Below are 22,637 nucleotides of genomic sequence, written 5' to 3' on the forward strand. Positions count from 1 at the left end.
AAAAACCGCCTTTCTATTTACCTACTACTTTTTACTAAAGCTGTCAGCAATCGGTTTTGTACTAATACCGTGAATAAACACACTAAATAAAATTGTTGTCATGGCAATGGTCGCAATTTGAAATTTGTTTTCTATTTGTGTATCTATCACCATTAAAGTAAATACAATTGAAGCCAATCCTCTTGGCCCAAACCAAGCAAATGTAAAACGCTCTTTTATTTTAAGTGATGTAAGTTGCAGTGACAACATAACAGGAATTATTCTAATTAAAGTTGTACTTAATAAGGCATAAATTATTATCTCAAAATTTAATTTAGCAAAAACTAAATAAACACTTACAAACCCAAACAAACACCAGATCATTAATGATGTAAAATCGGCTATGTGTTCCGAGTCTTCGATAAGCTCAACTTTTACCTTTTCGCTTGAAAACTTATCAAATAATAATCCTGCAATAAACACGGCGATAAATCCACTTCCATGAAAATACTGCGTAATCGAAAACACCGCCATAGCAAAACCCAATAATAAAAACGGGCTGGTATTTTGTGCAAAGTAGTGCCGCTTCATTGCAAAATTTAAACATGGAATAAAAATAGCTATACTGGTAAAAGCAATAAATAAAGCTAAACCAAGCTCTCTAGTAAATACAGTTAAGGTTTGTGTTGCTGTGATTGTAGATTCGGGGTTTTTCGCCAATAATATAAATATTAAAAAAACAGGTACACATAAACCATCGTTTAAACCACTTTCGGTATTTATTCCTTCACGAATTTTTTCAGGAACTTGAGTACTGACGAGTAATCCTCTACTTAAAGCGGCATCGGTGGGCGTTAATATAATGGCAAGTAGCGCAGCTTGAATAACAGATAAATCGGCAAACAAAAATAACCCAACAGCAATGCCAAGTAATAACGTTAAGGGTAGGGCAACAAATAACAGTAAACTCGGATACTGAAAGCTATGCCTTAGCACACTCAATTTTGATTTGGCCGCATCAGTAAATAAAAATATGCTTAAAGTTAATTCTATAAACGGGAGTAAAAACCGTAAACCATTTTTAAATTCTTCGTTTTCGTTAGGTACGACTAATGCTAACAACATACCACCAAAAACAAAAAACATTGGGCCCGTAATTTCAGTTTTTTCTAGTTGGCGAAGTGTTAGCGAGTAAATTAAAAATAAGCTACCAATAAAAGCAATAACTAAGTATTCCATTAAATTTTCCTTTTTAATCCTGACTTCGCGCGCTCTTTAATATTAGTTTGGATATAAATTTGATCTGTGGTGGCTATTTTTGCATGCCCTAAATCTTCTGATAAATGCTTGAGTGGTCGTGTTTGTGCATCATGCGTTGCCCCCGTATGACGAAGCCAATGAGCAGTTGCAGCTTCTAATTGTTCCGCGTCATCTTTAAAACCATCATCAAGTAATGATTGTTGTGCAATATCAAAACTTTGTTGTACTAACCTGCGAATTTGCCTTACCGTCATTCCACCTTGACCACGAATTTTATGCACTAGCGGATCTGACTCATCAACGCGGGGCAGGGCAGGTAAACCACGATACAACCGATAACGTTTTAAATATTCAACAAAATCATCACTTAAGGTTACATCGCGTAACTTATTTCCTTTGCCCATAATACGTAAAAACCAAAAGCCATCGTTATCTTGCCAAAAATGTGACATAACCGGCGACCACTGTGGCCGTTCCGACAATTCTGATATACGTAAATAAAGCCCTTTCAAACACGCAAGCGTAAATAAGTTTCTTTCATACTCTGGCTTTTTTTCACATATATCTCGTGTCACCCCAAATACATATTCCCATTGAATATCGCTTAACGTATCGGGGATTTTGATTTGTGATTGCACAACCAAGTAGGGGCTATTTTTCTTAACAACAGGTACAAAGTTAGCGAAGGTTTTTTCTTCTAAAATGGCGAATTTATAAAATACATTGAGGGCTGTAAACATGGCCGATAATGTTTGCTGACTCGCAATGGATTCTTTTAACATGAAAGGGCGCCAATTTTGGTTTAATCGACGAATTCCTTGCTCATCTTTATAACGCCACTGCACCGAGGTTGATGCCCATTTTTTATCCGGTTCAACCATAAAATCAACATAGGCTTCAATATCTTCACGCTTAAGTTCAAATACAGATTTTTCTGTAATAAGCCAAGAATACAAGTAAAATCGTTCAAGTTCATTACGAAATCGACTATACGTTGCCTCAGATTTTCGACCGTAAACGTATAAAAACTGGTATAAAAAATTAAGATCGGCCTTTGATTCAGTTACAATCAAGCTGACTTGCTGTATAAAAGAGGCCAGCTCTGGATATTCTGAATCAAGTGTATCATCTTCCAAATGAGCAATTTGATAACGCAATTGTTTTAATGTGTCGACCAGAGCAACAAGCATAGTAATAAAATATATAATAAGAATAAGAGATCTGTATGCTAACTTTAAAGTCCGATACTGTCTAGTATTGGACATAACGAATTTTTGATATTTATGCTAAACGCAGATTTATTAACCATATACCTTATTAAAGGAAAAATCATGAAAAAACTTCTTCTGTTGAGCATATTAGTTGTTACCGTTTCACTAACGGGTTGCGCTACTACAGGCAGTGCTTCGCCTGGTGAAAAACGCGCTTTAGTGCAAAGTATGAAAAACAACACATTGGCGACTTTATATGCTAAAAAACCAGATGTTAAAACTCAAATTGCTAATTCTGCCGGATATGCTGTTTTTGATAATGCTAATGTAAATGTGATTTTAGCCAGTTTTGGTGGCGGTTATGGGGTAGTTAAAAATAACTTAACGGGAAAATCGACCTATATGAATATGGGTGAAGCTGGTTTAGGCTTAGGTTTGGGCGTTAAAGATTTTAATGTCGTAATTGTTTTTCACGAACAAGCTGCATTAAATAGGTTTATTCAATATGGTTGGGCGTTCGGCGGTAATGCCGATGCTGCGGCAAAATACCAAGATAAAGGCGGTGCTTTAGTTGCCGAAGCCATTGCAGACCAAGTTACTGTATACTCTTTAACCGAAAGTGGCCTTGCATTACAAGCTGTATTAAAAGGCACTAAATTTTGGGTGGATTCTGAGCTAAATTAATCCCTCTTTACACCGTTAATAGCGGGCTGATTTGCATAATCCATGCTCGTTTTACTATAAACGAGTCAATTTAACATAACGTAATTTATGGGTTGTCAGTTGTCAGTTGTCAGTTGTCAGTTGTCAGTTGTCAGTTGTCAGTTGTCAGTTGTCAGTTGTCAGTTGTCAGTTGTCAGTTGTCAGTTGTCAGTTGTCAGTTGTCAGTTGTCAGTTGTCAGTTGTCAGTTGTCAGTTGTCAGTTGTCAGTTGTCAGTTGTCAGTTGTCAGTTGTCAGTTGTCAGTAAGTTAAAAACTAATATGATAATAAGTCAAATTTTGTATTATTTAATTTATTATCAAACGCTACCGCCAGTTTTTCTGTTTCACTGAATACGGTGTTCCAATATTTAATCCGGGTGTCGGCATCAAGATTGGTAAAGTCATTTCTATCGGGGATTTTTCCGTAAGGTAAACCTGCTATAAATTCTTTTGATGGGGTGATCATCACCACGTTATCGTAATTTTGTGGTGCGACTTTTCTTTTCAAATTTTTATCGAACCATCCTGCTTTGGGATCTGAATTAAAATGCGGATACAAAATTAAGCCTGGGTTATTAATTTTTAAATCAAAGTGGTAATCAATAATACCGCCGTCACGATAAATTCCAGGTGGCGATCCAACAATATTTTTAATCCCTTGCATCACCAACGGTATAGAGCCCGATGCCAATAAGGCATCTTTTAAATTTGTTTGTGTGAGTGCAATGTTTTGAGTTTTAAAATTGTAACTGTCGGTAATACTTAAATTACTATTGGGCGCGCCAAAAATAAAACGCTCATACTGACTGCCCAATAATTTACGATTAACGCGGTTAAGCAAGTAACTTTTTAATAAACCCAAAAGCTGTATTAATTTATGTTCGCTGGCAATAAGTCCATTAGATTTTGCGACAATAAAATGCGCTTTAAACACAGGATTATTTATAATTTCGTTAACACCATTATCGCCAAACACATCTTCGAGTAGTGCGCGGGCTTTAGTGGTAATTTCATTAGGGGTGGGTTTATTACTAGAATATCGGGTTTGCGAATACGATTTTGCTAAGCGTTCGATGGCAGCAACCGGATCGTTTTGTGCAAAACACGCAGCACGAAAAGCCCCTGCCGAAGAACCAATTAAATTTAGCGGTTGGGTTCGGTTTTTAAAAAATTCGGCAAAAATGTACTTATCTAACCCAAATAAGGTAAACCATTTTGGCCCACCACTGGCGCCTAAAAACGAAGTAAAAAGTTCAGGTTTAAAACCTTGTTGGTTTATTATTTTTGCTGCAGTTTTACCTGCATAAATGTCGATCATCTAAAAATACGGCCTTTCATGTTGCTATTTTATATTATTTAAACCCTACGAACATGAATATTTATGCAAGTAAATATAGGGGAATTATTATTCGTTAATTTCAAATACCTACTCCACATTTTTAAAACTTAATTTTTAAACACCCTCTCACTCTTCGCTATCAGCATCGCGAATACGTTCTTTGCGCGCTTGCTCTTCCTCAAAGGCGGCTTGTATTTCGTTAAGCACCGAATCAACATCGGCCGCTTCGTTATCGTCTTCAAATTTACCTGTGAGCGTACTATGTGGGGTCAGCTCAGCGTCTTCGTAAAGTGCCCACATTTCTTTAGCGTATTGAGTGTGTGATAACGCAGGCGCAAATTGGCCATAGTAACGACGCATATTATTTACGTCGCGGTTGAACATAGCTTCGGCGCTATTATTAGCAGAGGCATTAACGGCTTGTGGTAAATCAATAATAACAGGGCCATTACCATCTACAAGTACATTAAATTCAGATAAGTCACCATGAATAATACCTGCGCATAGCATTAATTTAACGTAATAAATCATTTGTGAATATTGCTTAATGGCTTGCTCAGCTGAAAGTTCAACACTACCTAATTGAGGTGCTACATTACCGGTTTCATCGGTTACGAGTTCCATAAGTAGTACACCATCAACACAACAGTATGTTAGCGGGACGCGAACACCTGCTGCCGATAGGCGTGACAGTGCATCAACTTCAGCATTTTGCCAAATTTCTTCTTCTACTTGGCGGCCATAGCTTGAGCGCTTACCTATAGCCCGTGCTTGTCGTCCACCGCGCACTTTACGCCCTTCTTGATACTGTGCTGCCTTTTTAAAACTTCGTTTACTGGCTTCCTTGTACACTTTGGCACAGCGAATTTCATCGCCACAAGCAACTACAAACACATCAGCCTCTTTACCGCTCATTAATCGGCTAAGCACCGCATCTATAAACCCATCATCAACCAATGGTTGTAAACGTTTTGGGGTTTTCAAAATGCACCTTCTAAAAATACAGGAGTGTTTAATAAGCTGTTATTTAATCTATTTATTACTATGTGGTTCAAACGAGGTATACCTTTGCGGATTAAGAAAGACGATGGTTTTAATAAACAATGAGCGACGCTTCAAAGTTGTATTCAATATTTAAATTACTCGGTTAGAATAAGCGACTGAGGAATAAAAGCCAACCTCATTTTGCAATTTTTTGATAATTATTAGCTAATAATAACGCTGAAAATAGTTAACATTAAAAAACGGGAAGTATACCCGTTTTTTAATTTATAGCTTTAATTATTAAACGCTTAAAACTGCCATACTAAAGACGTCCAATAACGGCGACCGTCTTCCACGTAGCCGTACTCATCTTCAGTAATGGCTTTATCAAGAATATTATACACGCCAAAACCCAATTTTAAACTATTCGTTAAGTTATAGTTACCACCAATATCGGCCAATGTGTAATCTGGAGCAATAAGACTACTTTGTGAAGGACCCGTTGTTGGTTGACTCTCCTTACCTCGGTAATGAATACGTAACCAACTGCCAAACTTATCACTCGGTTGCCAATTAAGTGATGTTTGCAGAATATGCTTAGGCAACTGATTTAGTGGGCTGCCTTTATACTCGCCTGACTTTTGCTCCGAATCGGTGTAGGTGTAATTAGCACTTAGGTCAACATCATTGCCAATATCATAGGAAACTGTCAATTCAACGCCTTGAGTCACTGCTTCATCAACATTTACATAAGTTGTTGGATCTGAACCAAACTCATTAGGGCCATCAGTACATTGGGTTGATGGACAAGAAATACGGGTTATTTTATCATCAAACTGGTTATAAAATACGGTACCTGAAATGTTCAGTTCACGGCTTACATCAAAATAAACTCCTACTTCATAGTTAATTGATTTTTCTGGATTTAAATCAGGATTACCATAAATATTACCGCCCCTGCTAACTTGACCCCACTGTGCAGTAGACTGGCGAATATTGGGCGCTCTAAAGCCTGTTGAAACGCCACCTTTGATGGTAAGGTTATTAGTCGCTGTATAAACACCGTATAAACGCGGACTCCAATGTCCCGCAAAATTACTATCATGATCGTATCTAATCCCTGTAGTGAGATTAAACGTCTGTGTTGCAGCCCATTCATCCTCAGCAAAAATTGACCACTGTTCATTCTCAACGTGGGTTAAATCACTAATTTTATTGCTGGTGTAATCATCCAATGTTTCTTTTAAATAAGCTGCACCGACCGTGGCATTATGACCGGTAATAATTGGCAACGTCCAGCTAGTTTGTGCGTCCGTGTTTTCAACAAACATTTCACGAGAGGTGTTGTCGAATTTATCGTATTTTAAATAACTGCGTGAAGAACCAAAATCGTAAAAACCATTATGGCTGAGTGAAAAGGTTTGTTGCTCATACTCTGTCGTTGATGACTCAGGGCAACCACGACGCCCACAGCTTTCTCCTGGGGCAAGTGCTGCAACAGTTTTACCGAGCGTGGCATCCAAGGTTTGTTTACCCGTGCCTGCCTCAAACATAATTTCATGGTTATCAGAGGGCGTTAAAATAATCTTTGCTTTAATATTACTTTGCTCTTTGCCACGATAACCGGCACTAAAATCATCTTCATCTCGCGTTGAAAATTGGCCAGATAGCTGCACACCTAATAGTTCAGGTATTAGTCCACCAGCAGCAAAAAAACCACCTTGATTAATATTGCCCGACTCACTGCGTTCTTGAATTGAACTATCTAAGCGCACTTCGCCATACCATTGTTCTGGCGCTTTTCGGGTAATAATGTTAATAACCCCACCGATGGCATCCGAGCCATAAAGTGACGACATAGGGCCGCGTATTACTTCAATACGCTCAATGGATGAAATAGGCGGTGTCCACGCACTTTCTACACCTGGGCCATCGCTGTTTGGCCGAGTTTCTCTGGATGTTTGACGTTGTCCATCAACAAGAATGAGCGTGTATTGGCTAGCCATTCCGCGCAAGCTAATATCTTTTCTGTCGCCGCCACCGGTTACAATTACACCAGGGACATCTGTCAGTGCATCGGTTAAGTCTCGATAAAAGCGCTTTTCTAATTGCGCCCTGTCGATAACGCTAATACTTGCAGGTGCTTCTTTAAGCATTTGTTCATAACCAGAAGCGGTGATTACCATAACTTCCATATCTTGTTTTTTTTCATCAGCAAAAGCGTGGTTAGTAATTGCAAAAGTACTTAAAATTAATGCAGTTACTGGCCTTAACTTACAACTTACTGTATTCATGATATTTCTCCGTGACATTTATCTTGCAAATGATAATAATTAGCGTTTGCGATAATAGTGAGAAGTTCCCTTTCTCGCAACGCTATTTTAATTAAAGCTAATTTAAGTAAGGCTTAACGATATGAGTGATAAATTAACTAAAACCCTAAATGTCTTCGTTCGTACTGTGCAAACGGGCAGTATGAGTAAAGCCGCTGCTGAACTTTTAATGACGACCTCAGCAATTAGCCAACAAATAAAACAAATTGAACACGATATTGGTTTGAGTTTATTTAATCGCAGTCCTCGAGAGCTCACACTAACTGAGGCCGGCGAATTATATTATCGAAGCTGTGTAAAAATGCTTGCCGTTGTAGAAGATACATCAGAACAGCTACAGCATTTACAAAACTGCCCAAGTGGGCAGTTGAAAATGGCGGCACCTGTCGGTTTTGGTGGAGGGCTACTAAGTGAGCCTTTAAAATATTTAATTAGTCAATTTAGTGATATAGATGTTCATTTAACGCTCTGTGATGAGCCAGTTGACATGATCAAATCTGGTATTGATTTAGTGCTAGCCATTGGCCCACTCGAAGATTCAAATCTAATCGCAAGACAACTCGCCAGTTGGCCACTCATATTGTGTGTGCATAAAAATCATGCTCTTGCACAGCAACCAAAAATTGCGTTGGATATGCTTAAAACGCACAACCGAATCGCTCACATAGCCGTTAACCCCGCACTTACACACCGTATTAGCGGTGAAAACACACCATTGCCAAAAGCGCGTATTGCGATTAATAATATGCAAACGGTCATTCAATTTGTTGCTGATGGATTAGGTTATGCGATTTTACCTGAACCTGAAGTACGCCATCTTTTAGCCAAAGGTGAACTACTGGAAATATGCACCGACTGGCAGCTTCCCCATTACGATGTATTTGCATTAACTCCCGCACGCGATATCTTAGCGGCAAAAACTAAAGCCGCAATACAGGCACTCAAAATATCGTTTGCAAATATTTAAAATATGGTACAGGTTAATTAAATGATAATTGCCTGATTAAAGTACACACAGCCACTGCATGTAATAAAATACAATGGCTCAAATAAGTGTTTATTTGTTTAAATTAACCAGTTCTTTTTCAAGCTCTTTCATAGCTTTTTGCGTTTTAAACTCTTCATAAAGCGCTTCACGCGAGCTTGGATCTAAACGCTTACCTGATTGCTCAACAAGGTTGTTAAATGTCTCTTGCGTGTTATTCATAACTACAAAGGTACATAATTGTTTTACGCCATCTAGCTTTGCAAAAGCAACTTCTTGCGGTACTGCACCCACCAAGCTTTGCTGAGCAACTTGCTTGCTGACTTGTTCAAATGTCCCGCCCGCATTTAGCTCATCATTACTTTGTGCTTTGCGAAGGTATAGTTTATCCATTACGCTAGCTTTTACCTGTATTTGTTGTGATAAATCTGCTCGCGCGGCTGCAATTGCTTGCGCTCTATCTACTGACATACTTCCAGACCAAGGGACGCATGATGATGAAGCCAAGCCTTTATCCGACACGGGTAATAAAACCCAGCTCGGTACAGAGTCATCTTTAGCAAGTGGTACTGATTGATTATTATCTGTGCTTGAGCAAGCACCTAATGCTAGCGCAGCTATAACTGGTAATAATTTTTTCATTGTTAAAGTCCTTTCAATTGTTCTTGGTAATAAGCGGTGCGTTTAACCACTTTTTGTAAATAATTACGGGTTTCTTGAGCGGGTAATTCATTAATCATTAAATTATAAACTTTATCAGCCGACATACTGTTAGCCGCTATACTTGCTTGATTAAGTGACTTAGTTCCACTGAGTGTTTTAGCAACATTGCCTGGGCCTGTATTATAAGCAGCAATACTCATATAGAGTCGAGACTCTTCGTTACGTATATTTTTAAAATAACGATTATTTAATAGGTGTACATAGGTGCTGCCTGCTTCAACATTATTATCAGCCTGAAAAAGATATTCTGGGCTTAGTAAGAGTGGTTTACCTTGTAAAAACTGACTGACATCTTTGCCTGCTGATGTAGGTACTATTTGCATTAACCCAAAAGCAGGGATAGGAGAGCGAGCTAACGGGTTAAAGCTAGACTCGGTATGAATAATAGCAAGTAAAAGTGCGGGATCTAATTTATAACGAGCAGCTTGAGTGTGTACCTCAGGCAAATATCGCTTAGCTTGGTTTGACAAGTTATTAGCAGGCAGTGCATAACTCACCTTTACTCTATCTTTTTGCTTAGTAATAACAGGAGCATTTGACGCTAGAGTTTGTGTGACCGCATCAACTGATAAAACAGTTTGTTCAGTACTTATTTGAGACTTGATTACTTTTTTTATAGGTACAGATGAAGGATCTCGATTTGACTTTACCGCAGATAAATTAGAGTTACTCTTAATAATATGATTGGCCGCTATATATACGGGGTCTTTTGCAAGCGTTTTTGCTACTGAAATTTGCGACAATGCAGTCAACTGTTGATTGGCATATTTCACTGCTTGCACATCATTGTGGCTATTTAATAGTTCAATAACAACTTCACCATGTTCAAAATCTACTGTGGTGCGTGTATTTAAATCGTCGCTGTATTCAACCCATACCTTGGAGCTTGGTAAGTTTGGATCTTGCCATTTTTTATTTACCTGTTTTAAGTAAGCATCTTGTGCATCACGCCATGCACTTACAAAAGCATCAAACTCTTGTTTTTGCTGTTGTTCGAATTGATTAAACTCACTTTCTCGTTGCTTTAAAAAGGCAGCAAATTCAGCCTCTTCATTATTTGCAGCAACACTTGGTATACTAAAATTAACACAAAAAAATATGCCTAATATGCCAAAACATTTAACGTTTATATGCATCAGTAATTTCCTTTTATTTAAAGTAACTGTTTAAATCATCAGCGGTTACTTGCTCAAATTCCGTTTTAACGATTATATATAATCGTTTACAGCCTATACTTTCACAGTTTTCTAATAATTCCATGGCTTGTTTATAGTGTTGGTTATTAAACCAAATTTTTGCTACTGCGGCTTTAGCCTGATCAAGTTGCAGCTCATTGACCACTAAGTACTTGTCTAGGTAATTTAATTGCTCACTTTTAGGTGACTGCTCGGCAACTAATGCCACCGCATCAGAAATTGTTGTCGTGTGACTCATAGCAACTTTAAGTAATGATCGTAAATGAGTTTTATCTTTTTCAGTACTCACTTCCCAAGCAGCTCTTATAGCTAACCCAGCTTGATTTATTTCATTATCAGCAGCTAACACCGTACCACTACACGTTAACCACTTCCCCTGCATTTGTTGCGCGTAGTCAGTAATAGTCGCGTTTATATAGCTGACTTTCTCGGGAAGCTTGATATTAAGTTTACTAGCTAAATCCACCTTTATCTTGTATCTTTGCGGTAAGGTAAGTGCATGTCTGCACGCTTGTTCAAGCATATTATTAGCACTGGATTTTAATGCCATAACACGGGCATACTGCCCGTTCGCCTGACTTTTAAAAAAAGCTGTTTGTTGTTCGATTGTTTGCTCCGAGTCAAAGGTGGCCGAAGCCACCAACGCAAGCGCTAAAATAGCTGTTAGCATTAAAGCTCCTCTTCACTCGCTACTTTACCTGACGCACCTCGGGGATTAGCCGCTTTTTCGTTTAAGCCACCCACTGCTTTTATTTTTTTGCCTGAGCCGTTCATGCCATTAACTGTTTCACTATTGTTGCCTGCCATTTCTTTTGCAGCTTGACGAGCTGTAGCTTCTAAACTTGGTGCATAAACAGCAACGCTGTATTGCCACATTCCATCATCACTAGCAAAACTCTTAACACTTACACCCGGTGGTAATTTGCCTTTAGATATAGTTGCATATTCGTCAGATGTTTTTAATTGATTTAAAAATGTATTACGTTCTTCATCTAATATTTTTACTTGTTGAGGATCATTTAGATTTGGGTCATCGTATTCAAATTGCTGCGTGCCTTCCATTTGTTTCTCGTCAAAGCTGCCCTGCCAATACACTTTTTCACCTTGCATTGTTGCCAACAATGCCGAGCGTGCACGGGTTTGTGATTGCGATTTTGCCACATCTTTTAATTTACGTGCTACTTTACTATTTTTATTACTGCGTATTATGGCTGAGCCATAACCTAAAACAATAACTTCTTTGCTATCTGCATTTGTTAATACTTTTGCACCAACCGGCGGTAATACTCCTGATTTTACATCGCTAATTACTTGTTGAAAAATAGCATTTGGTTCACTAGTAACAGCTACAGCACCGCGATTACCTTGAATTTGCGAACGTGTTTTAGGCGTAGAAATTAAGCTTACACGTACTGATTTTTCATTATTGTTATCATAAACATCATAGGTTACAAAGCCCGCTAATGATCCTGCAACTGACTCCTTACATGCCTCCATCATATTCGTTTGCTCGCTCGCAACCCCTTCAACACCAGTATCTATTACATCCATTGTTGCACTGACGACGTTGTCGCATTGGTGTTCTACTCCTTTCATATTTTCTATTAGTTGTTTTTTTGCAATTAAATAAGCTTGGTTATATGCACCGCGTTTTGACAGTAAAGTCGCATTCATATTGTCATACGTGTTATAGCTTGCACTACCGATTGATAAAATACCGGTGCCACTGCCCACTTGTATCATTTTTATACCGTCTTCATCGTCATCAATCAGCGACTGATGAGCAACGGCAACAGCTACATTACTATCTTTAGCAACAACAACATCACCCGATACTTTAGCTTGTTCAGCATTAGCAACAGTCGCTCCTGGTCGTGCAGGGATCATATCGGTTAAGCTAAATTCTTCTGCCGCAGTTGCTGGCATAGCTAAAACCATTGCTAATGTTAATATTTTTAATTTCATCATCTATCCTTATTTGTACCTGAGTGTAAAGTCGTCTTCGACTGTAATTTTTGAAAGGTTTTTAGCCGTTATTGTTACTAAAGCCTGCTCAAGCGCATGAGCCAGCTCACCTGTATTTCCTTTAAATCTAAGGCTTGCTACCGTGTATTTTTGCTGCTTATGTATTGAAACATCACTCACCCCCCCTAAGGTAGTGAGTACATCATGAAGCTTTTCTGGTTGTGTTAACTTATTGCTTGGCAACATCACTTCACGGACTAAACCGCCCCTTGCTACAACTTGTGTAAATGCATTAGTTAGCGTGTTATGAAGTGCTTTTGATTGTGACTCGCTGGCTAAATGCACAGCCATTAAGTCGTTTTCTACGTGTTCGCCCGAGGGTAAAGACATAAGCGATGCATCATTTTCCCAGCGCCCATAAATATTCCCCGCTAAGTCACGTACATCAGCTTTTAACGAAAGCTGCCTGTTATTATCTCGGTTAATCAGATCAGATTTTGCGTAAATTACTAAACTGGCCGCATTACCAACCTCAATACCTTGATCGTTTAGCCAAATTTTTAGCTCTGTTTTTAATGGCTCAGGTGCAATAACTTGCACCCTAGGGGAACCTATCATGCTAAGTAACTTTGATGCTTTTTGAATTAAAGGAGCTTTTTCTACAACGGCCATTATAGTGACTTCTACACCACCATTTAGCAGTTCTTTGGTTTGCAGCGTTTGCCACTCTTTAACAAGCCCTTCACTGTGGCTTGAAAGTTGCTGACCTATTAGTTCTTGCATAGTAGTTGATTCATGCCCGTCAGCAATATTCATACTGGTGCTTGATGATTGTGTATGCTGCTGTGTAAGCCATACGCCCACAACCTGTGATACTGCACGCTGCAGGGCATCTTGCTCGGCAATAATTAATGCTGTTTTACCTTCTTTTTTCCAGCCTTGCCCTATTACCGTGACACTAATATTTTGGGTGGTTTGCTGCCAACTTTGCTCTTGCGGTTGACCTAGCTCTTGCGGATTAAGGCTTACAGTCATGCAGGTATCATTGCCATTCAATGTGGGAGTTGAATAATTTAAAGGAACTGCACCAGCATTTAAGCCTTCTAACATTAAAGTGCGTTGCTGCTCATATAAGTGAGTGGCATCATCGCTTAAGTTTGTTGTTAAATGCTGCTGAGCACTTTGGGTGGTTAAGCTTTTATTACCCTTAATAAAGCTTATAAGCTCAGCGCCCGCTTGTGCTTTTGCACCAGAAATAGCTAAACTTCCTCGCCCATATGCACATGCCTGCGTTTGTAATGTTCCATCTGCTAGCACCTCGACTTGGGCTTGTGCACTTAAAGAAAATAACGCGATTACACTGAGCTTTTTTATCATGTACGGTTCTCCAAAAAGTCTGCTGGAGTCCCTACAGAAACAGCAAATATTTTTGCACCATTTGATGGGCGATAAATACCATTTTTAGCTTTGTTTTTAATATCTGCTGCTACAGTTGAATCTTTCCAGCGAATAATTTCGCCATTGGCGCTGTTACGTGACGGGTTGACGTGTGCTACGCCTAGCGGCTCAACAAAACCAGCTTCGTAACTAAATACAATCATGGTCTCATTAGGTAAAACACCCGCATTTTGCCCACGATCTAAACTTATTTTATTATTTTTAATTCCTAAAACCTGAGCTGTTGCAGGCATTTCGCTCAACATACGAGTTAATAATATATCTATTCCTCGTGACCCCATATCACTGAGCACCGCATTTACGTGCGCACTTTGATCGAAACGAAATCCTGCGGCATAACGGCCACTAACAGTGGTAAACTTGAGCTCCGAACGGTCTCTTACATCTTCTGACTTAACACGAATTTTACCCAAGTTAGGATAAGCTAATTTCTCTCGCGTTTGCGGATTAATAACCCCTGTTGTTAGCTCTAGCGTGTAATCAGCCCAATCTGTAATTGCACCTTCTGTTTTTAAGGTTCTTAATGAGTCTATCTTTACCACAAAATCAGGAATTAATGCTTTAACTTCAGCGCGTCTAGCCGCGGTAACAACACCTTGCTGCTGCAAAATTAATTGTTGCTCATTTGATATTGCATCGTCATCACGCGTAACTATTCTAAAACGGTTAATACCTGCAAATTGGTTTTCAAGCATTAATAATAAGTTTTTATTATCAAATTCTCGCATTGCATCAACGCCAATACCACTACCGCTGACTCCTGCTAAATCAAAATACATACGTACAATCGGCTTTTTGAGTGGGCAACTGTCTGTTTCATTATTAACATCAAACGAACAGCGTTCTAACCCTTGAGTATCAAAATATGCGGGCATTGCAATATCTGCATCGCTAAAAATATAAGCACTTTTTGCTACTACTGTATTTGATGCATTATTACTTACATTACCTTGTTGAGTTGAGCTGCCTCTTTTAGGGGTAGAATTACACCCAACGATTAAGGCCATGGTTAATGCGGAAAGAGCTAAGGCTTTTATTACTTTCATTACTATTCCTAAATATCAAACAACCACTTGCTAGCAGGTGCTTTAAGTTGTTGAACTAAATTATTAATTACTTTTTGTTTTGCATTGTCTTGTGTGGCAGCATTTTCTTGTGCAAACAGGTCGTGTTGCAGTAACACAGTAAAAGGGCTTTGACTTCGAGTAAGGGCTAAAGTTAATTTTGCTTTAACTGAGTGGTCTTTATTAGATTGAGCATATTGCCAGTGTATTTGAGGACGTATCCATAACTTTACACTGCCACTTTGTGGTAATGCTGTGTTTAATGCTGACTTAATTGAGCTAAGGTCACTAGCCCCTATTACATCACAGGAGACCGCATTTAAAGCCATTGCTTGCTCATCTAACAAATAGTCTAATGTTGAGTTAATCGATAGATTTGGGCCCGAAAGGTGCTCTAGCACTGCCAACTTTTTAGCCGCAGTCTCAAGTGCGGCGCTATTTTGAAGTGCCCATATAAAACGCTGCTCTGCATTATTTTTAGGCGGAGATAAACGAGAAAGTCCAGCTAAATCAGCACTAAGACTTTTCACTAACACTGATTTCTTAACGCCCATTTTTAAAGCAAATAAATTATTTTTTTCTAGCGATTTAAGCTCGACTAAACCTGTTAATGTAAAAGGTAGGCTCGTTAAAGTAGTCGCTTGTGCAAAGTAACTATCTGCCTGAGTGTTTTGTTTTGTTAACTTTTGCAGTTGCTGTGTACTTACATCAACACTTAATTGAGTGCTTATTTCGGCTAAAGCCGCTTGCTTTGCAGCTAAGCGACTTTCCCCTATGCCAACCGCCGTGATGTATTCATCACTTTTTTGCGGTTGGATAACCCAACTTGGCCAACTTTTAGCAGGGCAATTAAAAGCAAATACTAACAAAATAGTAAAAATGCCAATCTTCATTAGCCTTTCGCTTCTTGCTCTAATTGTAACTCGTTAATAGCTGTAATGGTTGCTTGCTCTAGCTCAATAATTTCGTTTGCTTCTAGGGCTAACGCGAGTTGATCTTTAGCTTTGATAAGAGCGCTACCAATGTCTTTAGGGTCTTCTTCTTTTTTAGCATTTTCTTCATCAGATGACATCCATGAAGTAACTAAATCTCCACCCATTCTTAAGGCTGTTACTTTAGCAATTTCCGTACTGTATTGAGTTAAAATATAAGCAGATTTAGCAATTTCGATAGTAAGCTCTGTTGCTAGCTCAACATTTTGCTGATAAATCCCTTCATTTGCTTGGTTGTAAGCTACGATTTTATGACCAATTTCTTGGTCTTTATTTGTAGCACCGGCATCAAACTCTTTGATTGCAGCGTCAAGCTGTTCTGGAGTTGAGTTTTGATGTGCATATAAAAAGGCTTGAACATCTCGGTAATTATCGGTCTGAGTGCGGTACTCACCCATAACTTTGCGCTGGCGTTCTAAAATAATTGCTGACATATTTAAAAACTCGTCAATACCAACCTGTACGGTTATAGGGTAGGCATAACCCAATGTATCCATACGTTCAGTCAATTGAGATACAGCCATGTTACGATCTACATTAGCTGAAGCGCTAGTATCAGTAGTTGAAACACAACCGGCAAAAAGAGGGGCAAAAATAACAGCAGATAACAACGATTTTTTCATAAAGTAATTCCATATAAATTTAATAAGACAAGAAAGTAAAAGTGGATAACTTGACTTATTCTTCCTTGAACATATAAATAGAATTACTGAATTTAAGGTGAATTGCAATACACAAAATAAATAAAAAACTAACCAATAGCTATAAATCAATTACAAATGTAACCATAGTAGGGTGCTTAGCAGCTATTAATACTTTCAGCTTATTTTTATAACTAATGTATTTTAAATAAGAACTTATCATTAAGAAACACCATTAAGTTCGATTTTTACCCTATTGCCAACCAAACTCCTACCAGCACCATTAAACTCCCTGCAATGCGATTCATCCATTTTATGTTATTGCCTTTGGTTAAAAATAACCGCAGGCTTTTACCGCCTGTTGCATAAATCATCATACAGATAAACTCAGAAAGCAAAATAATGGCCACCAGTATGGTCAATTGGGGCGCTACAGTATATTGTACATTAATGAAAGGAGGAAGCAGGGAAATCATAAATGCCCAGCCTTTTGGATTAGCAATAGCAGTGACAAACCCCTGTGAAAATAATGAATAACGGCTTACTGCTGTCGTATTTTGAGTATCAACTGACATTTTTCCTTTTGCACGCCACATGTTAATTCCTATATAAATTAAATAAGCACCGCCCACCCATTTTAAAATATCAAATGCGCTGGGGTAATTAAGCATAACACTCGCTACACCCAGCACAGCAGCCACCGCGACACTGGCAACACCCAGTAATTCGCCAATCATCATCCACAAGGTTCGCCGCACACCTATACTCATGCCTAAAGTCATGGCCAGCGTCATACACATACCCGGAGTGATAGACACAAAAAAGAAAGTCGGAATAAATACCGCAAGTACCGCTACATCAATCATTTAAAGCTCGTAATAAGTTAAAAAAAGTTCTGATAGGTTTGAATGAAAGGGTAAAGGAAAAAAGCCAAAGGTGAAAGATAAAATAGCTATTGATAAATTATAAGTAATAGCCTTGAGAATCGGGTTAAGAGCACCGAGCTTAGCCCAAGTTAGCAGCGCAGTATTTCGCGCTGCGAAACCTCGAAGCCCGAGGCTCGAAACTCTTAGCAAATTAATTTATTGTTGTTTCAGCATCTGCTGCGTTATCTGTAAACAAGTACTTATCAAGCCATTGTTCTTGCTCCCACAGCACGTGCAATAAGCTTTTACGCGCCCGGTAGCCGTGGGCTTCATATGGCAGCATCACTAACCGCGCTTCTTTACCCAAGCCTTTAAGGGCGGCGTACATACGCTTACTTTGCATTGGGAATGTGCCGTGAGATTAAGAGGGGATCTTCTTATACTCACAGCGTAAGTCACTACTGAATTAATTGCTCATTTGAATCAATTGATTCAACTTTGTCACTCAACAAGTACTTATCAAGCCATTGCTCTTGCTCCCACAGTACGTGCAATAAGCTTTTACGCGCCCGGTAGCCGTGGGCTTCATATGGCAGCATCACTAACCGCGCTTCTTTACCTAGGCCTTTAAGCGCGGCGTACATGCGCTCACTTTGCATTGGGAATGTGCCGTGAGATTAAGAGGGGATCTTCTTAAACTCACGGCGTAAGTCACTACTGAATTAATTGCTCATTTGAATCAATTGATTCAACTTTGTCACTCAACAAGTACTTATCAAGCCATTGCTCTTGCTCCCACAGTACGTGCAATAAGCTTTTACGCGCGCGGTAGCCGAGGAAGCATCACTAACCGCGCTTCTTTACCCAGGCCTTTAAGCGCGGCGTACATGCGCTCACTTTGCATTGGGAATGTGCCGTGAGATTAAGAGGGGATCTTCTTAACCCCAGCAGCATCTAGAAAATTAATTTATTGTTGTTTCAACATCTGCTTCTTTATCTGTAAACAGATACTTATCAAGCCATTGCTCTTGCTCCCACAGCACGTGCAATAAGCTTTTACGCGCCCGGTAGCCGTGGGCTTCATATGGCAGCATAACTAAACGAGCCTCTTTACCCAAGCCTTTAAGGGCGGCGTACATACGCTCACTTTGCATTGGGAATGTGCCCGAATTAGGATCTTCTTGACCGTGGATCATTAACATAGGTTCGTTAATTTTCTCAGCATGAAAAAACGGTGACATAGCAGCGTAAACATTTTGTGCTTGCCAAAAGTCACGTTCTTCACCCTGAAAACCAAATGGCGTTAATGTACGGTTATAAGCCCCACTTCGTGCAATACCCACCTTAAATAAGTCGCTATGCGCTAATAAATTAGCCACCATAAACGCACCGTACGAATGCCCAGCGATAGCAATGTTATCTTTATCAGCAATGCCTTTTTCAACCAGTACATCAACCGCTGCTTTAGCACTTGAGACTAATTGCGTTCTAAATAAGTCGTTTGGCTCTTTACCATCCACACCTACAATTGGCATTTTAGGGTCGTCAAACACCGCAATGCCTTTAGCAAGGTAAGGCATAGGGCCCCAATAACCTATATAAGTAAATTCATATTCTGATTCGCGTACTTGTGAGGCAACGGCTTTATCTTTATATTCGAGTGGATATGCCCACATTAACACTGGTAATGGTCCTTGTGTTTTATCATATCCTGGCGGTAAATAAAGCGTACCTGAAAGCTCAACGCCGTCATCACGGGTGTAACGTAACTGCTCTTTTGTCACCCCTTTAAATGCAGGATACGGGTGCTCAAATTGAGTAAGCTGGGTTAGCGAGTCTTTGTCTAAATCGCGGATAAAAAAGTTTGGCGGCTGCGTTTTAGACTCGCGAATAGTAATAAATTGTGTGCCTTCATCGTCCAATAATGCACGAACACGCTCGTAATAAGGCGCTTGTGATTGCCATAAACGTTTAGTGCTATTTGTTTTTACGTCGTATTGATCTAAAAACGGAATATTACCCTTTTCAGATGCACCATCGCCACGTAGGAAAATATAACGCCCGCCAACTACTTTTATTACACTAGCGCCTAAATCGTTACGTTCGTAAATTGCGGTACCAGGATCTTTATAAGCATCATTATAACTGCGCTCTGAAAATAACACGCGGTTACTGTCAGCATTACGTGGTTGTATGACATAAGTGCGCACTTGTCTGTCACTAAAACGCCAATCTGTTAGCATAGCCATGTTGTCATTACCCCATTGTATACCTGCATAACGACGTTCTACTTTGGCAAATAATTTAGGGTCGCGTTTAAAGGGCGCGCGTAGGCTATAAAGATAGTCATGGTGCTCAACTTCAGTTTTCATGTCGCCACCATCTTGCGCCTGCGCCCAAATAACCTCAGCACCTTGATCAGCGCGCCACTCAAAATCTCGTCGGCCTGTTCGTACACTGTCGTAGCCTTGTGGAATATTATCGGCAAGGGGTTGCTTTGCCAGCTCCACTAATGAATACCCACGCATGCCCCATATTTGCCATGTTGTTGCAAAACGGCTGTAAGGCACTTGGTACGAAAATGGCTCGTCGATAGTCGCCACTAAAATATTGGTCGAATCGGGCGAAATTGAAAACGATTTAAATAAACCAGCACGGCCAATAAGCTGAGCTTTGCCATCAAGCGTGATGTACGCTAATTGGCCTTGGCCATAAAACTTAAATTGTGCTTCATCAAACGCACTGGTTAATAAATTTTGATAAGTACGCGCTGGGGCTTTTTCGCCGGTACTTTGTTGAATAATCGGCACCGTGCTTTGGGTATTATTGATTAATCTTGGTTTGTCTAAATTTACCGCTAAATTAGCCACAATCGCGGTGCTATCGGGTAACCACTGATAAGGTGTGGCAGTGATGACAGAATTAAGTGCAAGCTCGCTTAACTGCTTCGCTTGTTTGGTTTTAACGTTATAAATCCAAAGTTGCGCATTGTGAGGCTGCTCAACAATAAACGCTAAATACTCACTGTTTGCCGACCAACGGGGTGAGCGAATAATCCCTTGTGGTAAATTATTCACGTTCACCACAGTCCCACTTTGTACATGTTTAAATTCTAGCGCACTGTATTTTGCGTTCACGCGTGAGCGTGAAAAGTTAGCAGGATTTAGCTTTATCCCCGCGAGTTTAAGCTCTTCTTTTGCCAGCTCGTCAAGCGATACCACTCTTTTTCGCTCAAACAATGCAAGCCACTGGCCATCACTTGATAACGAACTCGTCGGGGCTAACTTAGCATCTACGAGTGTAGCAAGCGTTGGTGAAGGGGTTTGATACCCTTGCTCTGCATAACTTGCAGGCAATAAAACAATACAGCCGAAAAAGGCAATTAATAGCCTAAAAGCATTCATGTTTTCATCCTTTTTTTGTTAAATATTACCGACTATATAAACACGTTTTACCTTGTTCATAAAGTGTTAAGCAAGGATAAAATCAGCTAAATGATGCTTAAGTAAGGCGAATAAGTTAAACTTGGCAACTATTTACTTATCGCTACTGCGTTATAGAGCACAGCGTATTCAGGCTGTTGCTAAGCACGTACAAAAAACTTTAAATACAAGAGATCTAGCCAATGAAAAAAGTGCTGGTAATTGGCTACGTATGGCCAGAGCCCAATTCATCCGCTGCGGGTACGCACATGATGTCGTTACTAAATGCGTTTCGTGCACAAAAATGGGGGGTTGAATTTGCAACTCCTGCACAACCTACCGATCACATGGTTAATCTTCACGATTACGGCATAACCTGCCAAAACATTGCACTTAATTGCGATAGCTTTGATGACTACGTTAAAACCTATAACCCCGATATAGTCATGTTTGACCGTTTTATGATGGAAGAGCAATTTGGCTGGCGTGTAGATAAGCACTGCCCTAATGCGCTTAAGATTTTAGATACTGAAGATTTACAATGCCTACGTAATGCGCGCCACGAAGCCCACAAAGGCGGGCGAGAATTTAGTTACAGTGATTTGCATTCAGACATCGCCAAAAGGGAAATTGCCGCCATATTACGCTGTGATTTAAGCTTAATTATTTCCAGTTTTGAAATGCAGTTGCTAGCAAATGTATTCAAGGTAGATAGCGGTTTGTTACACCATTTGCCGTTTATGGTCGATTTAGCTACATTACCTAGTAGCACTCAAACGTTTGCACAACGCCAGCACTTTATGACCATTGGCAATTTTAGACATGCCCCTAATTGGGATGCTGTGTTGTATTTACAACAAATTTGGCCACTGATCCGTAAACAACTACCACAGGCTGAGCTACATATTTATGGCTCTTATCCGCCACCAAAAGCGACGGCCTTAAATAATCCAAAAACCGGCTTTTTAATAAAAGGTTGGGCGGATGATGCCTGTCAAGTCATGGAAGATGCCCGCGTATGTCTATCGCCACTGCGTTTTGGTGCCGGTATAAAAGGCAAATTGTTAGAGGCGATGATCATGCAAACACCCAGTGTAACAACGCCTATCGGCAGTGAAGGCATGCATGGTGATTTAGAGTGGCCAGGAAGGGTAGTCTGCGAGCCGCAACAGTTTGCTGACGTAGCCGTTGCACTTTATCAAGATGAAAATGCATTTAATCAAGCACAAAAAGCAGCGCTCGAGTTGCTTACAACCTTTTATGACAAAGAAATATTATCAGTTGATTTCATAAATAAAATAACTACAACGTTAGCTAATTTAGGCCAACATCGCGAAGCCAACTTTACTGGGCAAATGCTTAAGCACCATACCATGCGCAGCACCCAATACATGGCACAATGGATTGCAGCAAAAAATAAGTAACTTATGTTAAAAAAACAGTAGACATAGCAGCAATTGTAGATAGAATCCCGCCATCATTACTAGGCAATTTAAGCTGCATTGTCTATATTTTTT

General features: G+C 39.6%; 18 protein-coding genes and 3 pseudogenes. 3 read left to right on the top strand and 18 right to left on the bottom strand.

Translation table 11 applies throughout. The features are described from left to right. Positions 1-24 precede the first annotated feature (24 nt). Complete coding sequence (locus AC6H44_RS17845) at positions 25-1,218, bottom strand: cation:proton antiporter (protein WP_500738561.1); 1,194 nt, start codon at positions 1,216-1,218, stop codon at positions 25-27. Then, positions 1,218-2,429 (bottom strand): tyrosine-type recombinase/integrase, encoded by a 1,212-nt coding sequence (locus tag AC6H44_RS17850; RefSeq protein ID WP_500738563.1) that lies wholly within the window; start codon positions 2,427-2,429, stop codon positions 1,218-1,220. The genes AC6H44_RS17845 and AC6H44_RS17850 overlap by 1 nt, the downstream gene beginning before the upstream one ends. A gap of 141 nt (positions 2,430-2,570) precedes the next feature. On the opposite strand from AC6H44_RS17850, the gene AC6H44_RS17855 reads away from it, so the two are divergent. Continuing rightward, positions 2,571-3,134 (top strand): lipid-binding SYLF domain-containing protein, encoded by a 564-nt coding sequence (locus AC6H44_RS17855; protein WP_500738564.1) that lies wholly within the window; start codon positions 2,571-2,573, stop codon positions 3,132-3,134. Positions 3,135-3,426: 292 nt separating this feature from the next. Here AC6H44_RS17855 and AC6H44_RS17860 read toward each other — a convergent pair whose 3' ends face one another. The 3 genes from AC6H44_RS17860 to AC6H44_RS17870 form a co-directional block, all read right to left on the bottom strand. Further along, positions 3,427-4,470, bottom strand: a complete 1,044-nt coding sequence (locus tag AC6H44_RS17860; RefSeq protein ID WP_500738565.1) for a patatin-like phospholipase family protein — start codon at positions 4,468-4,470, stop codon at positions 3,427-3,429. Between the two features lie 147 nt (positions 4,471-4,617). After that, on the bottom strand, positions 4,618-5,475 hold the full coding sequence (locus tag AC6H44_RS17865; RefSeq protein WP_500738567.1) for a PA4780 family RIO1-like protein kinase: 858 nt from the start codon (positions 5,473-5,475) through the stop codon (positions 4,618-4,620). A 308-nt stretch (positions 5,476-5,783) separates the two neighbouring features. Continuing rightward, a complete protein-coding gene (locus AC6H44_RS17870) occupies positions 5,784-7,769 on the bottom strand; it encodes a ligand-gated channel protein (RefSeq protein WP_500738568.1) in 1,986 nt (661 codons plus the stop codon). A 121-nt stretch (positions 7,770-7,890) separates the two neighbouring features. Here AC6H44_RS17870 and AC6H44_RS17875 point away from each other — a divergent pair, with 121 nt between their 5' ends. After that, on the top strand, positions 7,891-8,775 hold the full coding sequence (locus AC6H44_RS17875; RefSeq protein WP_500738570.1) for a LysR family transcriptional regulator: 885 nt from the start codon (positions 7,891-7,893) through the stop codon (positions 8,773-8,775). Between the two features lie 90 nt (positions 8,776-8,865). Here the strand turns inward: AC6H44_RS17875 and AC6H44_RS17880 are convergent, their stop codons facing one another. The 13 genes and pseudogenes from AC6H44_RS17880 to AC6H44_RS17940 all read right to left on the bottom strand — a co-directional run bounded on the left by AC6H44_RS17880 (position 8,866) and on the right by AC6H44_RS17940 (position 21,102). Further along, positions 8,866-9,435: a hypothetical protein gene (locus AC6H44_RS17880; protein ID WP_500738571.1), complete on the bottom strand. Its 570-nt coding sequence runs from the start codon at positions 9,433-9,435 to the stop codon at positions 8,866-8,868. Positions 9,436-9,437: 2 nt separating this feature from the next. Continuing rightward, entirely contained in the window at positions 9,438-10,652 is a 1,215-nt protein-coding gene (locus AC6H44_RS17885; RefSeq protein ID WP_500738572.1) for a transglycosylase SLT domain-containing protein, read from the bottom strand. A 13-nt stretch (positions 10,653-10,665) separates the two neighbouring features. After that, on the bottom strand, positions 10,666-11,382 hold the full coding sequence (locus tag AC6H44_RS17890) for a hypothetical protein (RefSeq protein ID WP_500738573.1): 717 nt from the start codon (positions 11,380-11,382) through the stop codon (positions 10,666-10,668). Further along, the gene (locus AC6H44_RS17895; RefSeq protein ID WP_500738574.1) at positions 11,382-12,677 is read right to left on the bottom strand and encodes a hypothetical protein; all 1,296 of its coding nucleotides are present in this window, start codon (positions 12,675-12,677) and stop codon (positions 11,382-11,384) included. Before AC6H44_RS17895 ends, AC6H44_RS17890 begins: the two co-directional genes overlap by 1 nt. A 9-nt stretch (positions 12,678-12,686) precedes the next feature. Further along, positions 12,687-14,054 carry a hypothetical protein gene (locus AC6H44_RS17900; RefSeq protein WP_500738576.1) on the bottom strand — a complete coding sequence of 456 codons (1,368 nt, stop codon included), beginning with the start codon at positions 14,052-14,054 and terminating at the stop codon, positions 12,687-12,689. Next, on the bottom strand, positions 14,051-15,181 hold the full coding sequence (locus AC6H44_RS17905; protein WP_500738577.1) for a hypothetical protein: 1,131 nt from the start codon (positions 15,179-15,181) through the stop codon (positions 14,051-14,053). Before AC6H44_RS17905 ends, AC6H44_RS17900 begins: the two co-directional genes overlap by 4 nt. A gap of 8 nt (positions 15,182-15,189) precedes the next feature. After that, positions 15,190-16,092: an LPP20 family lipoprotein gene (locus tag AC6H44_RS17910; protein WP_500738578.1), complete on the bottom strand. Its 903-nt coding sequence runs from the start codon at positions 16,090-16,092 to the stop codon at positions 15,190-15,192. Continuing rightward, positions 16,092-16,814, bottom strand: coding sequence for a hypothetical protein (locus AC6H44_RS17915; protein WP_500738579.1), 723 nt, complete (start codon positions 16,812-16,814; stop codon positions 16,092-16,094). The genes AC6H44_RS17910 and AC6H44_RS17915 overlap by 1 nt, the downstream gene beginning before the upstream one ends. Positions 16,815-17,080: 266 nt before the next feature. Further along, positions 17,081-17,698: a LysE family translocator gene (locus tag AC6H44_RS17920; RefSeq protein WP_500738580.1), complete on the bottom strand. Its 618-nt coding sequence runs from the start codon at positions 17,696-17,698 to the stop codon at positions 17,081-17,083. Positions 17,699-17,909: 211 nt separating this feature from the next. Continuing rightward, positions 17,910-18,113: pseudogene (locus tag AC6H44_RS17925) on the bottom strand (alpha/beta hydrolase family protein); the annotation flags it as partial. Between the two features lie 43 nt (positions 18,114-18,156). Next, positions 18,157-18,369: pseudogene (locus tag AC6H44_RS17930) on the bottom strand (alpha/beta hydrolase family protein); the annotation flags it as partial. A gap of 43 nt (positions 18,370-18,412) precedes the next feature. Further along, positions 18,413-18,614, bottom strand: a pseudogene (locus AC6H44_RS17935) (alpha/beta hydrolase family protein); the annotation flags it as partial. A gap of 46 nt (positions 18,615-18,660) precedes the next feature. Then, complete coding sequence (locus AC6H44_RS17940) at positions 18,661-21,102, bottom strand: S9 family peptidase (RefSeq protein ID WP_500738581.1); 2,442 nt, start codon at positions 21,100-21,102, stop codon at positions 18,661-18,663. Positions 21,103-21,323: 221 nt separating this feature from the next. Here AC6H44_RS17940 and AC6H44_RS17945 point away from each other — a divergent pair, with 221 nt between their 5' ends. After that, a complete protein-coding gene (locus AC6H44_RS17945) occupies positions 21,324-22,544 on the top strand; it encodes a glycosyltransferase (RefSeq protein WP_500738582.1) in 1,221 nt (406 codons plus the stop codon). The last annotated feature ends 93 nt before the right edge of the window (positions 22,545-22,637 follow it).

This window comes from Pseudoalteromonas sp. TAP-3C, from assembly GCF_059888565.1.

Bases quoted from the DNA above. Each gene is read 5' to 3' on its own strand.
- AC6H44_RS17905 (WP_500738577.1), bottom strand. From the start codon at position 15,181: ATGAAAGTAATAAAAGCCTTAGCTCTTTCCGCATTAACCATGGCCTTA.
- AC6H44_RS17915 (WP_500738579.1), bottom strand. From the start codon at position 16,814: ATGAAAAAATCGTTGTTATCTGCTGTTATTTTTGCCCCTCTTTTTGCC.
- AC6H44_RS17870 (WP_500738568.1), bottom strand. From the start codon at position 7,769: ATGAATACAGTAAGTTGTAAGTTAAGGCCAGTAACTGCATTAATTTTA.
- AC6H44_RS17940 (WP_500738581.1), bottom strand. From the start codon at position 21,102: ATGAATGCTTTTAGGCTATTAATTGCCTTTTTCGGCTGTATTGTTTTA.
- AC6H44_RS17890 (WP_500738573.1), bottom strand. From the start codon at position 11,382: ATGCTAACAGCTATTTTAGCGCTTGCGTTGGTGGCTTCGGCCACCTTT.
- AC6H44_RS17945 (WP_500738582.1), top strand. From the start codon at position 21,324: ATGAAAAAAGTGCTGGTAATTGGCTACGTATGGCCAGAGCCCAATTCA.
- AC6H44_RS17880 (WP_500738571.1), bottom strand. From the start codon at position 9,435: ATGAAAAAATTATTACCAGTTATAGCTGCGCTAGCATTAGGTGCTTGC.
- AC6H44_RS17900 (WP_500738576.1), bottom strand. From the start codon at position 14,054: ATGATAAAAAAGCTCAGTGTAATCGCGTTATTTTCTTTAAGTGCACAA.
- AC6H44_RS17850 (WP_500738563.1), bottom strand. From the start codon at position 2,429: ATGCTTGTTGCTCTGGTCGACACATTAAAACAATTGCGTTATCAAATT.
- AC6H44_RS17845 (WP_500738561.1), bottom strand. From the start codon at position 1,218: ATGGAATACTTAGTTATTGCTTTTATTGGTAGCTTATTTTTAATTTAC.
- AC6H44_RS17855 (WP_500738564.1), top strand. From the start codon at position 2,571: ATGAAAAAACTTCTTCTGTTGAGCATATTAGTTGTTACCGTTTCACTA.
- AC6H44_RS17885 (WP_500738572.1), bottom strand. From the start codon at position 10,652: ATGCATATAAACGTTAAATGTTTTGGCATATTAGGCATATTTTTTTGT.
- AC6H44_RS17920 (WP_500738580.1), bottom strand. From the start codon at position 17,698: ATGATTGATGTAGCGGTACTTGCGGTATTTATTCCGACTTTCTTTTTT.
- AC6H44_RS17895 (WP_500738574.1), bottom strand. From the start codon at position 12,677: ATGAAATTAAAAATATTAACATTAGCAATGGTTTTAGCTATGCCAGCA.
- AC6H44_RS17860 (WP_500738565.1), bottom strand. From the start codon at position 4,470: ATGATCGACATTTATGCAGGTAAAACTGCAGCAAAAATAATAAACCAA.
- AC6H44_RS17875 (WP_500738570.1), top strand. From the start codon at position 7,891: ATGAGTGATAAATTAACTAAAACCCTAAATGTCTTCGTTCGTACTGTG.
- AC6H44_RS17910 (WP_500738578.1), bottom strand. From the start codon at position 16,092: ATGAAGATTGGCATTTTTACTATTTTGTTAGTATTTGCTTTTAATTGC.